The organism is Paenibacillus sp. CCS19 (assembly GCF_033239625.1).
Taxonomy (GTDB): Bacteria; Bacillota; Bacilli; order Paenibacillales; family Paenibacillaceae; genus Paenibacillus_T.
Genome location: NZ_BTCK01000037.1, coordinates 47,795 through 64,617, shown reverse-complemented (window position 1 = coordinate 64,617; position 16,823 = coordinate 47,795). Strand labels below are relative to the sequence as shown.

General features: G+C 53.0%; 15 protein-coding genes. 5 read left to right on the top strand and 10 right to left on the bottom strand.

The window, feature by feature from the left end:
• Positions 1-579 precede the first annotated feature (579 nt).
• The gene (locus SBI19_RS21985) at positions 580-1,095 is read right to left on the bottom strand and encodes an NUDIX domain-containing protein (RefSeq protein WP_317971666.1); all 516 of its coding nucleotides are present in this window, start codon (positions 1,093-1,095) and stop codon (positions 580-582) included.
• A gap of 207 nt (positions 1,096-1,302) precedes the next feature.
• Between SBI19_RS21985 and SBI19_RS21980 the strand changes: the two genes are divergently transcribed.
• Positions 1,303-2,301 carry an LLM class flavin-dependent oxidoreductase gene (locus SBI19_RS21980; protein WP_317971665.1) on the top strand — a complete coding sequence of 333 codons (999 nt, stop codon included), beginning with the start codon at positions 1,303-1,305 and terminating at the stop codon, positions 2,299-2,301.
• Positions 2,302-2,369: 68 nt separating this feature from the next.
• Here SBI19_RS21980 and SBI19_RS21975 read toward each other — a convergent pair whose 3' ends face one another.
• Together SBI19_RS21975 and SBI19_RS21970 are read right to left on the bottom strand one after the other, a co-directional pair.
• The gene (locus SBI19_RS21975; protein ID WP_317971664.1) at positions 2,370-3,401 is read right to left on the bottom strand and encodes an LCP family protein; all 1,032 of its coding nucleotides are present in this window, start codon (positions 3,399-3,401) and stop codon (positions 2,370-2,372) included.
• Between the two features lie 285 nt (positions 3,402-3,686).
• Entirely contained in the window at positions 3,687-5,096 is a 1,410-nt protein-coding gene (locus SBI19_RS21970) for a class I SAM-dependent rRNA methyltransferase (RefSeq protein WP_317971663.1), read from the bottom strand.
• Positions 5,097-5,454: 358 nt separating this feature from the next.
• On the opposite strand from SBI19_RS21970, the gene SBI19_RS21965 reads away from it, so the two are divergent.
• Entirely contained in the window at positions 5,455-6,432 is a 978-nt protein-coding gene (locus SBI19_RS21965; protein WP_317971662.1) for a Na/Pi cotransporter family protein, read from the top strand.
• Here SBI19_RS21965 and deoC read toward each other — a convergent pair.
• The 6 genes from deoC to prmA form a co-directional block, all read right to left on the bottom strand.
• Positions 6,353-7,090 carry a deoxyribose-phosphate aldolase gene (gene deoC / locus SBI19_RS21960; RefSeq protein ID WP_317971661.1) on the bottom strand — a complete coding sequence of 246 codons (738 nt, stop codon included), beginning with the start codon at positions 7,088-7,090 and terminating at the stop codon, positions 6,353-6,355. The genes SBI19_RS21965 and deoC overlap by 80 nt on opposite strands.
• Positions 7,083-7,523: an NUDIX hydrolase gene (locus SBI19_RS21955; protein WP_317971660.1), complete on the bottom strand. Its 441-nt coding sequence runs from the start codon at positions 7,521-7,523 to the stop codon at positions 7,083-7,085. The genes deoC and SBI19_RS21955 overlap by 8 nt, the downstream gene beginning before the upstream one ends.
• A gap of 32 nt (positions 7,524-7,555) precedes the next feature.
• The gene (mtaB, locus tag SBI19_RS21950; RefSeq protein ID WP_317971659.1) at positions 7,556-8,938 is read right to left on the bottom strand and encodes a tRNA (N(6)-L-threonylcarbamoyladenosine(37)-C(2))-methylthiotransferase MtaB; all 1,383 of its coding nucleotides are present in this window, start codon (positions 8,936-8,938) and stop codon (positions 7,556-7,558) included.
• Positions 8,939-8,941: 3 nt separating this feature from the next.
• On the bottom strand, positions 8,942-9,706 hold the full coding sequence (locus tag SBI19_RS21945; protein ID WP_317971658.1) for a 16S rRNA (uracil(1498)-N(3))-methyltransferase: 765 nt from the start codon (positions 9,704-9,706) through the stop codon (positions 8,942-8,944).
• A 92-nt stretch (positions 9,707-9,798) separates the two neighbouring features.
• Entirely contained in the window at positions 9,799-10,470 is a 672-nt protein-coding gene (locus tag SBI19_RS21940; protein WP_317971657.1) for a site-2 protease family protein, read from the bottom strand.
• Positions 10,471-10,476: 6 nt separating this feature from the next.
• Positions 10,477-11,475 (bottom strand): 50S ribosomal protein L11 methyltransferase, encoded by a 999-nt coding sequence (gene prmA, locus SBI19_RS21935; RefSeq protein ID WP_317971656.1) that lies wholly within the window; start codon positions 11,473-11,475, stop codon positions 10,477-10,479.
• A 256-nt stretch (positions 11,476-11,731) separates the two neighbouring features.
• Between prmA and SBI19_RS21930 the strand changes: the two genes are divergently transcribed.
• From SBI19_RS21930 to SBI19_RS21920, 3 genes are read left to right on the top strand one after another with little or no spacing between them, the layout of a single operon-like run.
• A complete protein-coding gene (locus tag SBI19_RS21930) occupies positions 11,732-12,103 on the top strand; it encodes a GntR family transcriptional regulator (protein ID WP_317971655.1) in 372 nt (123 codons plus the stop codon).
• Entirely contained in the window at positions 12,100-13,005 is a 906-nt protein-coding gene (locus tag SBI19_RS21925) for an ABC transporter ATP-binding protein (RefSeq protein ID WP_317971654.1), read from the top strand. The genes SBI19_RS21930 and SBI19_RS21925 overlap by 4 nt, the downstream gene beginning before the upstream one ends.
• On the top strand, positions 13,005-13,685 hold the full coding sequence (locus SBI19_RS21920) for a hypothetical protein (protein ID WP_317971653.1): 681 nt from the start codon (positions 13,005-13,007) through the stop codon (positions 13,683-13,685). The genes SBI19_RS21925 and SBI19_RS21920 overlap by 1 nt, the downstream gene beginning before the upstream one ends.
• A gap of 93 nt (positions 13,686-13,778) precedes the next feature.
• On the opposite strand, the gene lacZ is transcribed toward SBI19_RS21920, so the two are convergent.
• Positions 13,779-16,814 (bottom strand): beta-galactosidase, LacZ type, encoded by a 3,036-nt coding sequence (lacZ, locus tag SBI19_RS21915; protein ID WP_317971652.1) that lies wholly within the window; start codon positions 16,812-16,814, stop codon positions 13,779-13,781.
• Positions 16,815-16,823 lie beyond the last annotated feature (9 nt).

The window sequence follows — 16,823 nt, the reverse complement described above, 5'->3', positions numbered from 1 at the left end:
TGTCCTCGGATTGTTCTGAACTTATAGATTCAGATATGGTAACAATCCGAGTGACAAAGGCGAGCTAAAAGCTTTCCGGAGGAAAGCTCGCATCGGAAGCATAGTCTCTAGCTTCTCCAGCATAACCCTGACCCTCCGCTTTGCGGTCGTCCCCCCCTCAAACAGAGGGGGAAATATTGTTGATCCATCTCCCTAATTCAGTTGATGGATCTAGATTATTCGTTAGAAAATCAATGTAGATTAACACCGCAGGCCGCTGCGAGTCAGGGTATGCTTACGATCGCTGACGCTTCTACAGAATAACCCTGACTCATTGATTGGGATTACTTTTGCGATGCAGGTGGTGGACGGGCAACGGTTGCCACAAGGCTTATTCTGTCAATCGGACGCCTCCTTCAGCTGTAAGGGTTGTGACAGAGCTTAGTTGTTAGGGTTTACGTTGCTATCAGGCATTCTTGAGGTAATAGCCGCTGTGAGAACCATTAAGCATGATAAATCGCCGTTTTCGCCGAAATAAGCACTGTGGCAACCGTAAGACTTATATATGTGGCGTAGTGCGATCGTTCGAGCAGAGCGCAGCTATAGTTGAGTGAGACTTGCGTTTGGAGCATGAGACGTGTAGACCTTGTACTTCAAGTATTTGTTGTTCGTTGGGATTTCGTTCTCGTTGACGGTTAGTCCTGAGGTTGAGGAAGCGTGTTGGCAGGAACGGATGATTTCCTTGGTTAGACCAATGACCTGAGGGTCGGCCAGCGCGTCGGCGATTGGCGTGTATTTCACTTCGGAAATTTCGGAGCCGTCCGCGGTCAATGTGTCGGATACCGACTCCATCTCGAAGATGAAATAAATGCCGTGTTCGATCTCCTCAGGCAGCTGCTTGAAGCCGGTTCTGACGCTTACTAGGCGAACGGGAATGGCGTCGATCCCTGTTTCCTCCTTCACTTCTCGGATTGCTGCTTCCTCGAATGATTCCCCTTCCTCAACGAAACCGCCTGGCAGCATCCAATATCCCTTATTCGCCCCGTAGTTTATTCTAACAAGCAGCACCTCGTTGTCCTTAACGATCAGTCCTCCTGCTGAACATGCGATTCTCATCGCTCCCCCGCCTCTCTCAACATGAAGTTCCTTTTGTTGGCATTCTAACATAGCGGCTTATATAAAAATAATATCGATATCCTATCCACTGATAGCCTAAAACTATAGACCTGAATCAACAAAAAATATTCTGTGCAATATTTGCAACAGTTGAAAGCAAGGATCCACTCCATTACAATGAACCTAAGAGGAAAGGACTGATACGTCATGAAAATAGGCATTCTGGATCAAGCGCCGATTGCGAAGGGCAATTCGGCGACAGGCGCGCTTCAGAACGCAGTTGAAACAGCGAAGCTTGCGGACGAATTAGGTTTCCACCGCATGTGGATGGCTGAACATCATAATTTACGTACGCTGGCGAGCAGCGCGCCTGAAATCACTGCTTCGTTCCTGGCTGCGAAGACGAAACGTATCCGGTTAGGAACTGGCGGCGTCATGGCGATGCATTACTCGCCGTATAAGTTGGCCGAAGTGTTCAAGACGCTGAGCGCCCTTGCGCCTGGCCGTATCGATTTTGGTGTTGGACGCGCACCGGGCGGCGATCATCGTTCTACCCAAGCGCTGGCCGAAGGCCGCCCTTATATGCCAACCGATCTCTACGATAAAATCCAAACAACGCTGGATCTCATCAGCGAACAGTCGCTCTCGGACTCGCTGCATGACGATATCATCGCAACGCCAGCGGAGATCCAGCTGCCGGAAGCCTGGCTTCTGGGTTCGACTGGCAACAGCGCAATTCGAACCGGCCGATTGGGCGTCGGCTATTCGTTCGCGCAATTTTTCAACGGAGAGATGTCCAAGGCCATCTTCGATGCTTACAAATATAACTTCGTCCCTTCTGCCTTCATGGAGAAGCCCGTCATTAACGTGACGTACTCCGTATCCGTCGCAGAGACTAAGGAAGAAGCCGAATATATTGCGCTGCCCGTCGATCTAAGCCGTCTATTCCTGATGAAAGGCCGCATCCCGCAGCCGTTCACGCCTGATGAAGCGCTCGAATATCCGCTTACCGCATCAGACCGTGCACTCATCCAATCCAACCGCGACCGCAAGCTTCATCTGGTTGGTACGGCAGCCGAAATCGCCGATCAGCTGCGCGCAGATCAACAAGCATTAGGTTTCGACGAGGTGATGATCTCGGCCTCTGCTCCGAGCCAAGAGATCCGATTGAAGCAGCTTCGCTTGCTGGCTAGGGAGCTCCTGTGACAACAAGCCTCACATTCCATAACGAAACGAAAAAGACATTCACCCCCTTATGGGATGAATGTCTTATTTTACTTATTCGCGTCTTCTATCTTCAAATCCATCACATTCGTATCTGGATTCAACCATTTGCCAATAACCTCATTCGCAAACTTAACATCATCTTCATACAGCACGTAGTAATATACGCCTTTCATCATAGCGTCTTTGCCTTTAAGCATGTAGCTCGTAATTTGCGGCGAGACTTTGAATGTCGCTTCTGCCAAATCAATGACTTTATCCGGCTTCATATTCGTTTGCAGGTTGTTTCCGCCAATCTCGATGACATCATCGATTTTGGTAATATTGCCGAATGTTTTGATCCGACTGAACAATTGGCCGATAAACTCCCGCTGCCTTGCCGTCCGATTGAAATCCGAGTCTTCGCGATATCTTACGTAATTCAACGCTTCAACGCCGCTGTAAATCGGTTTGTTTGCTTCGATCGTAAATTTCTCATGGTCCTTCTGCTTATTCACAATATCCTTCGTGATAGGAAGCTTCACGCCGCCCAGCGTGTCTACGATATTGATAAGACCTTTAAAGTTAACCGTTGCATAGTACTGAATAGGTTGATCGAGCAGCTCCTCCACCGTATCGATCGTCATATTGACGCCGCCATGCGCATATGCCGAATTGATTTTGCTTTTCACATCGCCTTTATAGCCGACGATTGTGGCATAGCTGTCCCTAGGTATGGATAAGAGCAGCATCCGATTATCCTTCGGCCGGACGACCGAGAAAATAAGCGTATCGGAACGAGCGGGTTCATCCGCCCTCTGGTCCGTACCAATGAGCAGCAGGGAGAATGGCTTATCGGGATCGTCAGCTTCCGCTGTGTCCGTCTGTTCATTATCGTTATCCAGCGGGACATAGGATTCTTCAAGCGTATCTTTAATCCCATTCTCGAGGAATGTATGAAACGCGAACAGCGCTAGCTGCTTTTTAAAAAGAAGACTCGAACCGGCTGCGAGCACCAGAATGATGCCGATGACGAGCAGCAGCGGACGCCATCGCTTCTTTTTCCTTCTGGCTCGCTTGAGCTCGCCGTTGTTATTCGCCATATGATTAACCTCTTCCTTCATTTTGTTTTAGTCGGTTCAAAGAATTGAAATCTTGCACAAATGTCATTAACCCATTAGATCATTCTGTAAAACAGGTAAGGAATATCAGCTTCCAGCCCTTGAACGATACCGCGATAATAACAACAAACGACAAATCCGATCAAAATGTTGCTCTTGTTCACAATATGATGCACATCATAATTTCCCAATTTAGGTAAAATAAAAACCAACGGACCTTTGGCTACCCAAAGGTCCGTTGGTTTTATAGGGTAAAGAGTAAGCCGATTAACGTTTGCTGCGCACTTCGAAAATCGCAAATTTAAGATAATGCCCTTCGCTGACGCCAAGCAGCTGCGGGTGGTCTTTGCCTGCGGCACGCCATTCGACGAGACGAAGCAGCTTGCCTGCATCGCTCGCTGCCTCTTGGATCGTATCCAGGAACAGCTCTGGCTTCATGTGGTACGAGCAGCTTGCCGTCACGAGATAGCCGCCTTCGTTCACCAGCTTCATGCCATGCAGATTGATATCCTTGTAGCCGCGGACAGCACCGCCAACAGCGCCGCGCGTCTTGGTGAACGCCGGAGGATCGAGTACGACAACATCCCAGGTCCGGCCGCCGCCTGCCGTCAGCTTCTTGGACGTATCGACCTTGCCGCCGTCCTCGCGGTTTACAGCTGCACGAGCATTACGCTCGTCCACTCCTCTAGACTGTTGACGCAAATAGTCGAAAGCATCGGCTACTACGAACTCTACCCGGTCCTCGAAGCCGTTGCGGGCAACGTTACGGCGAGCCGTATCGATCGCATGCTCCGAGATGTCGAGGCAGGTTACTTTCTTCGCGCCATATTGGCAGGCATGCAGCGTGAAGCTGCCCGTATGTGCGAAGCACTCCAGCACCGTCGCGCCATCCCAGTAAGGGAACGTTACTTCCTTGCCGTTCGGGTTAACCGGAACACGTTTCACCCCGGCTCCATCCTCTGCAGGCACATCCTGCAGTCGAATGCCGCTGCGTTCGCCCCAGCCCGTCATAAGCGGCGCGATGGCGGCACGATTTTCCCGCTGGTCGAAGAAGTAGCCCGTCTTCTGTCCCTCGACAATATCAACCTCAAGCTTGAGTCCGTTCTCGGTAATCTCGACGATACGCGGGCAATCGCCATACAGCACGCCTGTCCGCTGCTCCAGTCCTTCAAGCGAACGAACGCCGACATCGCTGCGCTCATAGATGCCCTGCGGCGCAAACACATCGATCAGCGCCTCTACAATCGCATCGCGGCGCACATCCATGCCGAGCGTTAGAATTTGTACGACGAGCACGCCTCCGAAACGGTCAACGACGAGTCCCGGGAGAAAATCAGCCTCACCGTACACCAGCCGGCAATCTTTATCGCTGACGAACCGGCGGCGATGATCGGCGCAGCGCTGGAAACGTTCGCGGAAGAACGCAGCATCCATCTCGATGCCAGTCTGATGACTGATAATGCGCACTGTAATCTGCGATGCAGGATTCCAGAATCCGCTCGCGATATATTTGCGTTGATGGTTGAGCACATCGACAATATCGCCGGGCTGCGCCTCGCCTTCCATCCGGTCGATCTCGCTTGCGTATACCCAAGGATGGCCTTCCTCAATTCTTTTCTTGCGATTTTTACTCAAAATAATTGTCGCTCGCGTCACTTTCGTCCACCCTTTCCGCATTCCATTCATTTATTGTTCAATGTAAATCTACAGGCTTGTCATGGTCGTCCCTGCCGCCACATACAAATCTACGAATAGCTTATCTTGCGTGTTCAAAAAAGTCTGGTTTTCAGCACCAAGAAGATTGCGAGAACTAAAGTTATTTGCTCGCAGGTTGTAACCGCTTGAAGGATCGCAAATAACTTCAGGAGGAACGGAGTGTAGGCAAAACCTGCATGAGTGCAAGGTTTCCTACGGAAACCTACAACGGAAGCATAAACTCGGACTCCGAAGGTGAACGCAAGCTTCGACGTCGATTAGGCTTCCTGAATTGCTTCGTGATCAAAAGCCGTCCGCAGTTCGGAAAGGAGCATTCGTTATGATGCATGCCATTATCGCACCGCTTATCCTTGGTTTCGCGATCTTCATGTTCGGCATGAAGCTGATGGAGCTGGCGCTTAGCCGCTGGGCCGGGCCTTATCTGACGGCTGTACTGAAGCGATTCACCGCTACGCCAGTGCACGGTCTGTTAACGGGCACTGCGACAACGGCGGTGCTGCAAAGCAGCACCGCCGTTACTGTCTTATCGATCGGCCTCGTCAATTCCGGCCTGCTGACGTTCTCGCGCACGCTCGGCATTGTGCTTGGCACGAACATTGGCACGTGCCTGACGACCGAGCTTATCGGGCTTCAGATCGGCCGTGTCGCGATGCCGATGCTTATCGCCGCTTCCGCGGCATGGCTTCTCACCGCGCTGGTCGGGGAGATGCGTATTGTCGCGTTGAATCGAGCGCAGCCCTTCCTGCAGCCCGTTCGTCTGCTGGCCGTCGCGTCGGCAGGCTTCGCCCTGATCCTGATCGGCATTACAACGATGCAATCGATCGGACCTGCCGTTCAGGCCACCCGCATGTTCGGAGCGTTCTTGGAACGTTCCCAGGACAGCGTGCTATGGGGACTTGCAGCTGGCACGCTTCTTACAGCTATGGTACACAGCAGCGCTGCCGTCATCGGGCTAGTCATGGGACTTGCCTCTTCCGGCGCTATGCCGATCGATGTGAGCGTCGCCATCGTATTAGGCGCGAATATCGGCACCTGCTTCACAGCCATTCTCGCTGCAATCAGCGCTACGAATGCCGGACGAGGTGTCGCAATCGCTCACATCGTCCTGAACGCCGCAGGCGCGCTGCTGTTCCTGCCGTTCATCCCGCTGTTAGCTGCTGCAGCTGGTGCAATCAGCGACGCGCCAGCCGCTCAGATCGCCCATGCACAGACGATCTTTAATATGGCGTGTTCGCTTCTGGCCCTGCCGTTGTGCTACTTGCCGGTGTGGAATTCACGTTTCCTGCAGCCTCTGTAACGATCGCAACGCCGGCGCTCGTGCCTAGGCGCGTCGCACCGGCATTCAGCATCAGGAGCGCCGTCTCGCGGCTGCGAATGCCGCCTGATGCTTTGACTCCTATACCTGGTGCTACGGATCTGCGCATCAACCGAATATCCGCCTCCGTAGCGCCGCCAACGCCAAACCCGGTAGACGTCTTCACATAGTGTGCGCCTGCTGCTTCCGCGACGCGGCACGCTTCGGACTTCTGCTCATCGGAGAGCATGCCCGTCTCGAAAATAACCTTAACGATCGCGCTGCCTTCCACAGCCCGAACAACCGCTCCGATATCGTTCGCGACAACGCCGTAGCGCCCCTCGAGCAATGCGCCGATAGGCAGCACCATATCGATCTCGGCAGCGCCGTCATCAACCGCTTCAGCCGCCTCGAACACTTTCACCTTCGTGGACATGGCTCCAAGCGGGAAACCAACGACGGCACTAACCGCAACATCCGTGCCTGCCAGCTTCTCCGTGCAGTACGATACCCAAGAGCCGTTCACGCACACGCTGTAGAACTGGTGCTCCATTGCTTCTTCGCACAGCTTATCGATGTCTGCGCTCGTGGCACCCGGCTTCAGCAGCGTATGGTCGATGAATCGAGCGATGCTTTTCTCCGGCGACCATAACTCAAGCATGACTCTCTGCCTCCAAGCCAAGCAGCCTCAAGGCGCCGGCAACAATACGGTCATTGTTGTCGTAACCCGAAGTGCGCTGCTTCCGCCAAGCCTCTTCCGGAGAGAACCAATCGACCCCGCGAATTTCTTCGACTTGAGGCTGAAGCGTTCCCCCTACCGCTTCGACGAGGTAGTAGTGCACTTCTTTGTCCACGATTCCTTTGGACTCATGCTTATATTGATATTTTATCTGATCGATTGGTGAAATGATTGTACCGATCATGCCCGTCTCTTCGACGATTTCACGAAGTGCCGTCTCCTCGACCGTCTCGCCTGGTTCCATCTTGCCTTTCGGAAGCGACACTTTGCCATAACGATCCTGAATCAACTGAATTTGCAGCACATTGTCCTCGGTGCGACGGAATACGACGCCTCCGGCCGATATTTCTTTCATGCTCGGCACTCCTCTCACGGTTATCGATTGATCTACAGCGCCTTCGCTTCCAGAGCAGGTGCGCTCGCTTCGTGGCGAACCGACGATGTGTCGGTGCCCAGTACGCGAACGAGCTGACCACGGCATTCGTTCACGCCCGCCTCGGTGATCTTCACGCGGCACAGCTGGCCAATGAGCTCTTCAGATCCTTCAAATACGATTTGCAAGTAGTTATCGGAGTAACCCATCACAAGACCTGTGCCCGGTGCACCTTTGTAGTCCCGTTCAGGAATTACGTCTACAACCTCGCCAACCCATTTCTTCGCATAATCAAGCTGCATGCTCTCAGACAGTTCGATCAGTTTGTGGACGCGTTCGTTCTTAACCTCTTCATCCACTTGATCGTCCATGCGGGCAGCCGGCGTGCCTGTACGCTTCGAATAAGGGAACACATGCATCTCGGAGAATGCGATATCCTGCATGAATCGGAAGCCTTCTTCGAACATCTCTTCCGTCTCGCCAGGGAAACCAACGATGACGTCCGTCGTAATCGCAACGCCTGGCAGCGCTTCGTGCAGACGCTTAATCTTGGCCGCGAACTCCTCGGTCGTGTACTTGCGGCGCATCCGCTTTAATACGGAGTTTTCGCCCGCTTGCAGCGGGATATGCAAATGACGGCACATTTTGCTCGAACGATTAAGCACGTCGATCATTTTCTCGTCGATTTGGCTTGCTTCGATGGAGCTGATCCGGATACGCTCCAGACCTTCCACTTTCTCCAGCTCCATGATCAGATCTGCAAGATCGAAGTTCTCCATATCGTCGCCGTATCCGCCCGTATGGATGCCCGTCAGAACGATTTCCTTGTAACCAGCCGCAACAAGCTGCTCTGCCTGCGAGATGACGCTCTTCGGATCACGGCTGCGGGACAAACCGCGGGACCATGGAATAATGCAGAAGGTGCAGAAGTTGTTGCAGCCCTCTTGAATCTTCAAGAAAGCACGCGTACGATCGGCAAAATCAGGCACGTCGAGCTCTTCGAACTCGCGCGTCTTCATAATGTTGCGCACGGCATTGACCGGAGTACGGTCTGTCTGAATCTGACCAACGAAATCAAGCAGCTTCTCGCGATCCTGTGTGCCAACGACAAGGTCGACACCTGGAATCGCCATAATCTCCGCAGGCGACGTCTGCGCGTAGCAGCCGGTTACCGCGATAACGGCATCCGGGTTGCGGCGTACAGCGCGGCGAATGATCTGGCGGCTTTTCTTGTCGCCCGTATTCGTAACGGTGCATGTATTAATGATATAGACGTCAGCTGTCTTCTCTTCGAAATCAACCTGCTCGTAGCCGGCGTTCTTGAACAGCTGCCACATCGCTTCCGTATCGTAAAAGTTAACTTTGCAGCCCAAGGTGTAAAATGCGACTGATGGCATTTCTTATAGTCCTCCCATTTCTCCGGATTCGTACAGCAGTGCCGTCAGTGCGACAATACCCGCTGTTTCCGTACGCAATATGCGCTTGCCTAACCCAACAAGTACGGCGCCGGCAGCCTGCGCCTGTGACGCCTCCTGTTCGGTGAAGCCGCCTTCCGGCCCGACGATGACGAGCGCCCGCAGGTCGCGGCGCGTAGCGAATGGCTCCACCGCACCGCGCAGACCAGTGTCGGCTCCGCTTCGTCCTTCTTCCTCATAGCAAAACAGCACCAAGTCGTATTCCTTCATGCTGCCGACGAGCTGCTTCCAGCTCAGCGGCTTGGCGATGTCAGGTATACGACTGCGATGCGCCTGTTCTGCTGCTTCTTTGGCGATTTTCTCCCAGCGCTCCAGACGCTTTGCTTCCTTCTTGGCATCATATTGAACAATCATCCGCTCGGATTCGAACGGGACGAACGCATACGCGCCAATCTCCGTTCCCTTCTGGATAATAAGCTCCATCTTGTCGCCCTTCGGCAAGCTCTGAGCGATCGTAATCTGCCAAGCCGGCTCACGATCGGAAGCAAGCAGCTCCTCGATCGTGGCATCAACGCGTCCTGCTGCGATGTCGGTAACCTTCGCGATTGCCTCGCGTCCCGCTCCATCGCTTACAATGAATGAATCGCCGACGCGCATTCGCATGACGCGTGAAGCATGATGGGCATCATCGCCCAGCAATGCGACCGCGTCATCTGCGAACTGCTCCGACGGCACAAAATATCTCTGCATATGTCATACCACTCTTTTTACTAAAGATCCAAAATACTAACCCTCATCATACCATGGAACGGTTGTGTAATCCATGTTGAACTCGTTGCCAGCTAGAGGAACCACGGCTGAATGATATCATTGAATGCAAGCATAATATCGTCAATCAAGCCGAATAACGGTCCAATCGTAATATCATGAAGCGGAGGAATGAACACTAGCAGCAAGAAGAAGATCATGCCCCAATGCAAGTTTTGCTCCAGCTTCATCTGCACGCGCAGCGGCAGCAGGTTCGCAATAATCCGGTAGCCGTCAAGCGGCGGCAACGGGATAAGATTGAACAGGAACAACAAAATGTTGATCCAGACGAAATATTTGATCAGGAAAATATATAAAGCCTTTTGCACCCCGATGGAGCTTGAATCCAGCACACCTGTGCTAAACAGAAGATGAAACACTACCAACCCGATAAACGCCATGATCAAATTACTGATCGGACCCGCTGCCGTCACGATAATGCTCATCAGCCTTGGCCGTTTGAATCGGTTCGGGTTGACTGGAACAGGCTTCGCCCAACCGAAGCCTGCCAGCAGAATAAGTATCGTACCGAGCACATCCAGATGGACGCGCGGGTTAAGCGTGACGCGGCCGGCGTTGTAAGCCGTCATGTCACCGAATTTGTATGCCGAGTAGGCATGCGCGAACTCATGCACGGTGAAAGCAATAACGAACGTCAGGACGACAAAAGGAAACTCGTCAAGCGGAAACCAGAGAAGACTCTCCATTCCGGCCTATTCACCTGCTTTCGGTTTGCTCGCGACGAAGGCGATCCAATCATCTTCGCGGCGGCGATCTACAATCTCAAAGCCTGCCTGCAGCAGACCCTGCTCCACGACTTCCTCTTTGTTCTTCCAAATGCCCGAAGCGATGTAGAACCCACCAGGTTTAAGCGCATCGTAAACATCACCGATAAACAGCATAATGATTTCTGCAAGAATGTTCGCCACGACGACGTCTACCGGTACGTTGACGTTGATCGGGCCTGCATCCGCGCCGCTCTCATCCTTCGTCTCGCCCTTCAGTACGCCGAGCAGATCGCTCAGACGAACGTCAATTTGCTCGGACAAGCCATTCAGACGCGTGTTTTCCTTCGCGCTTGATACCGCAACAGGATCAAGGTCAACGGCGAGGACTGCTTTTGCTCCCAGTTTCATAGCGCCGATGGCAAGAATGCCTGAGCCCGTACCAACGTCGATGACTTCTTCGCCGCCTCGGATAACCGAATCGAGCGTACGCAGGCACAAAGCCGTAGTTGGGTGCGTGCCGGTACCGAATGCCATGCCTGGATCGAGATCGATCACACGCTCGTTAGGACCCGCTTCGTACTCCTCCCACGTCGGACGTATCGTCAAACGTTCGGATACGCGAATCGGTTTGAAATATTTCTTCCACGAATCCGCCCAGTCCTCTTCGTCCACCATCTTGTAAGACAGTTTGAAGTCGCCAGGATCCAGATCAAATTCACGCAGACCCGCGATAAACGGCTCGATTGCTGCAATGAGCGGCTCCATTTCGGTTTCTTCTGCAAAATAGCCTTGTATAACCGCATCGCCAAGCGGAATGTTATTCAGCGGCCGATCATACCACTGGCCAAGCTTCGTGTCGCGAGGACGCTCCAACGAGCCTGACTCTTCAATCGCAACGCCGCCCGCGCCTGCTTCATGCAAATAATCCGAGATCGCCTCGACGACTTCCTCGCGTGTCGAGATCGTTAGTTCATGCCATTTCAATGTCTTTATCCTCCTAGAACTTCTTGTACTACTACTTAAGAATGCGCTTTAACCCAATATCGGAAGCATGCGCTTCCTTGTACTGCCTGATAGCGACTATTGTAGCATAAATCAGCCCATAAAATCTTCCTGACCCCTCTCAACCGGCAATCCAAGCCCAAATTCATAAAGAGACAAGCCCCGCCTATTGACACTCAGGTTCATCGGTTGTATGGTTAGTTACATGAGTAATTAACCAACACGGTGGTGAACGCAAATGGGTCCTGCAATGGACGATACAAGGCCGATTTTCTTGCAGATTGCGGAACGGATCGAAGACGACATTATCGAAGGCGTGCTTGAGGAAGAAACGCAGGCGCCATCTACAACACAAATTGCGGCCTTCTACCACATCAACCCTGCAACGGCGGCGAAAGGCGTCAATCTGCTCGTTGACGAAGGGATTTTGTACAAGAAAAGAGGGATTGGCATGTTCGTGGCGACAGGCGCACGCGAAATTGCACTGACGAAACGCAAGGAGCTTTTCTACGAGCAGTACATTGTCAACTTGGTGAGAGAAGCTAGCCGGCTTGGCATTACGGCCGAGCAATTGAACGACATGATAAAGAAAGGGGCTGCGCAGCAATGACCTACGTAGTAGAAGTGAACGGTTTAACGAAAGCCTACGGCGATGTGAAAGCTGTCAATAACGTTAGCTTCAAGCTTGAACCCGACAAAATCTACGGCCTGCTCGGCAGCAACGGCGCCGGCAAAACGACGATCATGCACATGCTGACGGCTCAACAATTCGAAACGAGCGGAACGCTTCGCGTATTTGGCGAGCACCCCTATGAGAATAACCATGTCCTTCAGCAGGTTTGCTTCATTAAAGAAAGCCAGAAGTATCCGGATAACTATAACGTTCGCGATGTGCTGGAAATAGCAGCTGACTTATACCCGAACTGGAGCCGGGAATCTGCGATGTCGCTCGCGGAGGATTTTCAGCTGCCGCTTAAGCGGAACATGAAGAAGCTGTCGCGCGGCATGCTCTCCTCTGTCGGCATATTGATTGGCTTAGCAAGCCGGGCGCCGCTAACCATATTCGACGAGCCTTATCTCGGACTTGATGCGGAGAAACGCCAACTGTTCTACGACCGTCTGCTGGAGGATTATGCCGAGCATCCAAGAACGATCCTGCTGTCCACTCACCTGATCGACGAAGTAGGAACCATGCTCGAGCACGTGCTGCTTATCAATCGCGGGCAGCTGCTGCTCGATGAAGAAACGGATTCGCTTCGCGGACGTGCATTCTCCGTATCGGGCCCTGCAGCAGTCGTCGACCGCTTCGCGACGGGTCGTACCGTTATCGATCGCCAGCAGCTTGGAGGACTAGTGACCGCATCGATTCTGAATGACGCAAGCTCGTCGTCGGGTCAATCCGAAGCGGAAACGCTTGGTCTCACAGTCGCGCCTGTCACCCTGCAGCAACTGACGGTCTACTACACACGCCTGCAGAATCGTGACGCAAGTAAGCATAAGGGGGCAAAATAATGAATCGTACATCTGCTGTCGTGCGCTTGCATTTGCGTAAAAAGCTGCACTGGCTTCTCGTTCCGGTTGCCGTTCTTATGTCTAGCTTTATCATTAACGTGCTCATCGGCGCATTCGCCGAGGATCCTATCTACACAGGCGGCCTATCCTCGATCTTTGTCTACATGATGGCCATGGGAATTGTCACGTTCACCCAAACGTTTCCGTTCTCGCTCGGCATGGGCATTCGGAGACTGGACTATTATAGAGGAACCTTCGCTACAGGCCTTCTAACCGTTTTCGTCTTCGCTGTATTCCTGTTCCTCATGTCGATGACAGAAAGCAAGTGGACGGATTACTGGGGCGTACGACTTCATTTCTTCGAGCTGCCATACTGGAGCGATGGTCCGATTATTAACCGGCTGTGGATCCCTTTCTTGCTGTTGCTCAACATGTTCGCTTCTGGCTTTCTGATCGGCACGTACTACCGTCGATTTAACAAGACCGGTCTGCTCATCGGGGCGCTTGTCATCGTTCTTCTCGGTACGGTCGTCTCGTTCGTTATTGGTTTAAATGACTATTGGGCGAATATCTTCAACTGGCTGCAAGATCAAACGATGGCTGGCCTTGCACTCTGGACGCTGCCGATTACGCTGCTGTTCGCAGTAGTCTCTTACCTACTGCTTCGCCGCTGCACCTAATCAATGTCTTCTTTATAAGAAGGAAAAGCGCCTCATCGACCTGATTGACAGGTTGACGAGGCGCTTTGTTGTCGAAGAGTCAGTCGACTCGAGTTATAGCGGATGGATCGTAAACGAAAACGACAACGATTGGTTCGCCTTAATCAGATACTCGTCATGAACCGGAGCACCCCAGCTGTCATCGCCGCCGACGCCCATCTGACGTCCAGCCACGGTAACAACCGTATAGTGCACCTTCGGCAGCTCATAATGATGAGCGGCATTCTCCAGCTCAAACGCTGTGTATGGAGAGATATTGCATTCTACAGGCTGCTTCGCAGGCGCAGTAATCCGGATGCCGCGATGGTGCTCATCCGCGATGTCAACACGACGGACGCCGGTACGATTACCCGATTCCTGCGGCACTACATAGGCCGCTACGTTGTCGGACGCCTGATTGCGGAACACGCCAAGACGAGCGCCGAATGCGCGGTCAATGTAGTTCTCATCCGGTCCCAATGCGTAATATTCAAGGTTCGAATAGTCTGCCGGAACTTTGAACGACAAGGCGAAGATCGGCAGATCCGGAAGCCCCTCTGTACCGTCGTAACGGGTCTGAACGTTCACGCTGCCATCTGCATAGACCGTGTAGCTGACCGTAACCTCAATATCCTTGCTGATGCTAAGCGCATAGCGATAAGATACCGTTACGCTGCCAGGCTGCTCGTCAAGATCGATAGCAATGCACTTCCGCGTCAAGCTTGCCGCGTACCAGCCAGCCGCTTCGAAGCCTTGTGCATATCCTTTATCGTTGTCCGTCGTCGCACGCCAGAACAATGGCGCCGGAGGTGCAGCGATCATCTCGCGAGCGCCGTAGCGCAGCGAGGTCAAGCTGCCAGCCTGCTTCGAGAACATGACGGTGAAATCGCGTCCATGTACGCCAATGTTGACGTCGCCATTCGCAACGCGCAGCGGCCCTGCCGGCAGCGCTGCTTGCTGCTTGCTCTCGACTACGAATACGTATTGTCCGAATGCAACCTCATGGCCAGCATCCGCCCACACTTCCGCCTGCTTCAGCGCGAGCGATACATGAAGCGCATATTCGCCGGCTTGCTGGGCCGTATCTGGCAGCTGCAGCGGGATATAAGCTTCCGATTGCGCTGCTACCTGAATATCGAGTGCACCAGCGAACACTTGGACGCCTTCGAGATAAAGCGTGTACTTCAGCGCGTAACCGTCCGTACCGATGAACAGGTTCTCGTTGCTGACATGGACGCCTTGCGCATCCGGCCGCAGCTTGATGTTCTGATACAGGTATTTCACTTCCTGCATCTTCGGAGAGACACGGCGATCCGCATATACAATGCCATCTGTACAGAAGTTGTAATCTGTTGCGCGATCATCGAAGTCGCCGCCGTACGCGAGGAACGTTTCCCCATAACGGTTCTGCTTCGCAAGCACCTGGTCTATGAAGTCCCAGATGAAGCCGCCTTGATACTTCGGATACTTGTTCTCCAGCTCTGTATACTTGTGCATGCCGCCAACCGAGTTGCCCATCGCGTGCATATATTCGCAGCTGATGTATGGCTTCTGCGGGTTGTCGTTCAAGTACTCCTCGATCGTCGCCGGTCTAGCGTACATCCGGCTCTCCATGTCGCTCGTAGCATCATAATCGCGATTGTGGAACACGCCTTCATAATGAACAAGGCGGCTGCTATCCCGCTCGCGGAAGTAGTTGGATACGCTGAGGATGACCTCGCCCGCATACGACTCATTGCCGCATGACCAGATGAGAATCGATGGATGGTTTTTATCGCGCTCCACCATCGAGACGGCGCGATCCATCACGATATCATGCCATTCCGGCTTGTTACCTGGAATGTTCCAAGAAGGCTCGACCGCCCCCATCTTCTGCCAGGAACCGTGCGTCTCCAGATTCATTTCATCAATAAGATAGATGCCATACTCGTCGCACAACTCGTACCATCTCGTCTGGTTCGGATAGTGGGACGTGCGAACGGCGTTCATGTTGTTCTGCTTGATCGTCTTAATGTCCCAAAGCATATCCGCTTCCGTAATGACTCTGCCGCTGCGGTGATTAAACTCGTGGCGATTTACGCCCTTGAATACGATGCGCTCGCCATTGATCTTCATAATGCCATCAACCATTGCGAAGCGGCGGAAGCCAACCTTCTGCGGTACAACAGCAACGAGAGCACCGGATGCATCAAATACCTGTATATACAATGTGTAGAGATAAGGACGCTCCGCGCTCCACAGCTGCACAGCACCTGCATCTACGGACACCGAAGCTTGCTCGCCTGGCGATTGCACTTCACCGACCGCCGCTTGCTGCCCCGATGCATCCTGCAGTTCGAATACGATCTTGCTTGCTGCAGCGCCGATCAGCTTCGCGTCTACATGCAGCGTACCTTGGCTGAACGAATCATCCAGCTCCGTGCGCACGAACAGATCACGGACATGAACATCCGGTATCGTATACAGATAGACGTCGCGGAAAATGCCCGAGAACCGCCAGAAATCCTGGTCCTCCAGCCAGCCGCCCGTACTGCGCTGATACACTTCGACTGCAAGCTTGTTCTCGCCAGCCTGCACGTAAGGCGTCAGATCGAACTCGGATGGCGTGAAGCTGTCCTCGGCATAACCGACGAATTGTCCGTTCAGCCATACATAGAAGGCGGATTCGACGCCTTGGAACGAAATAAACACTGGACGACCTTCCATCGCTTGCGGAAGGTCGAACACTTTGACATAGCTGCCGACTGGATTGTCGTTCTCGGGAATAGCCGGCGGACGCAAATCATGGTGTCCATCCCACGGGTACATCGTGTTAACGTATTGAGGTTTGCCATAGCCCTGCAGCTGAATATGGCCTGGCACTTCGATAATGTCCCAGCCGCCGCAATCGTAGTCGAGTTGATAGAACGACTGCGCTCTCGCTGCCGGATGAACAGCGTAGCTGAACTTCCAGCTGCCGCCTAGGCTGTGACGCATCGCCATCGGCGCAAGCGCCTTTGCCTCGTCCATCGTTCCATAGTAACGATGATCCGAATGAGCGGGAAGCCGGTTTACAGCGAACACGGTTGGATCGGCGAGCCAATGAAGACTCGGTTTTGTTACGTTAGTCATTGCACTTTC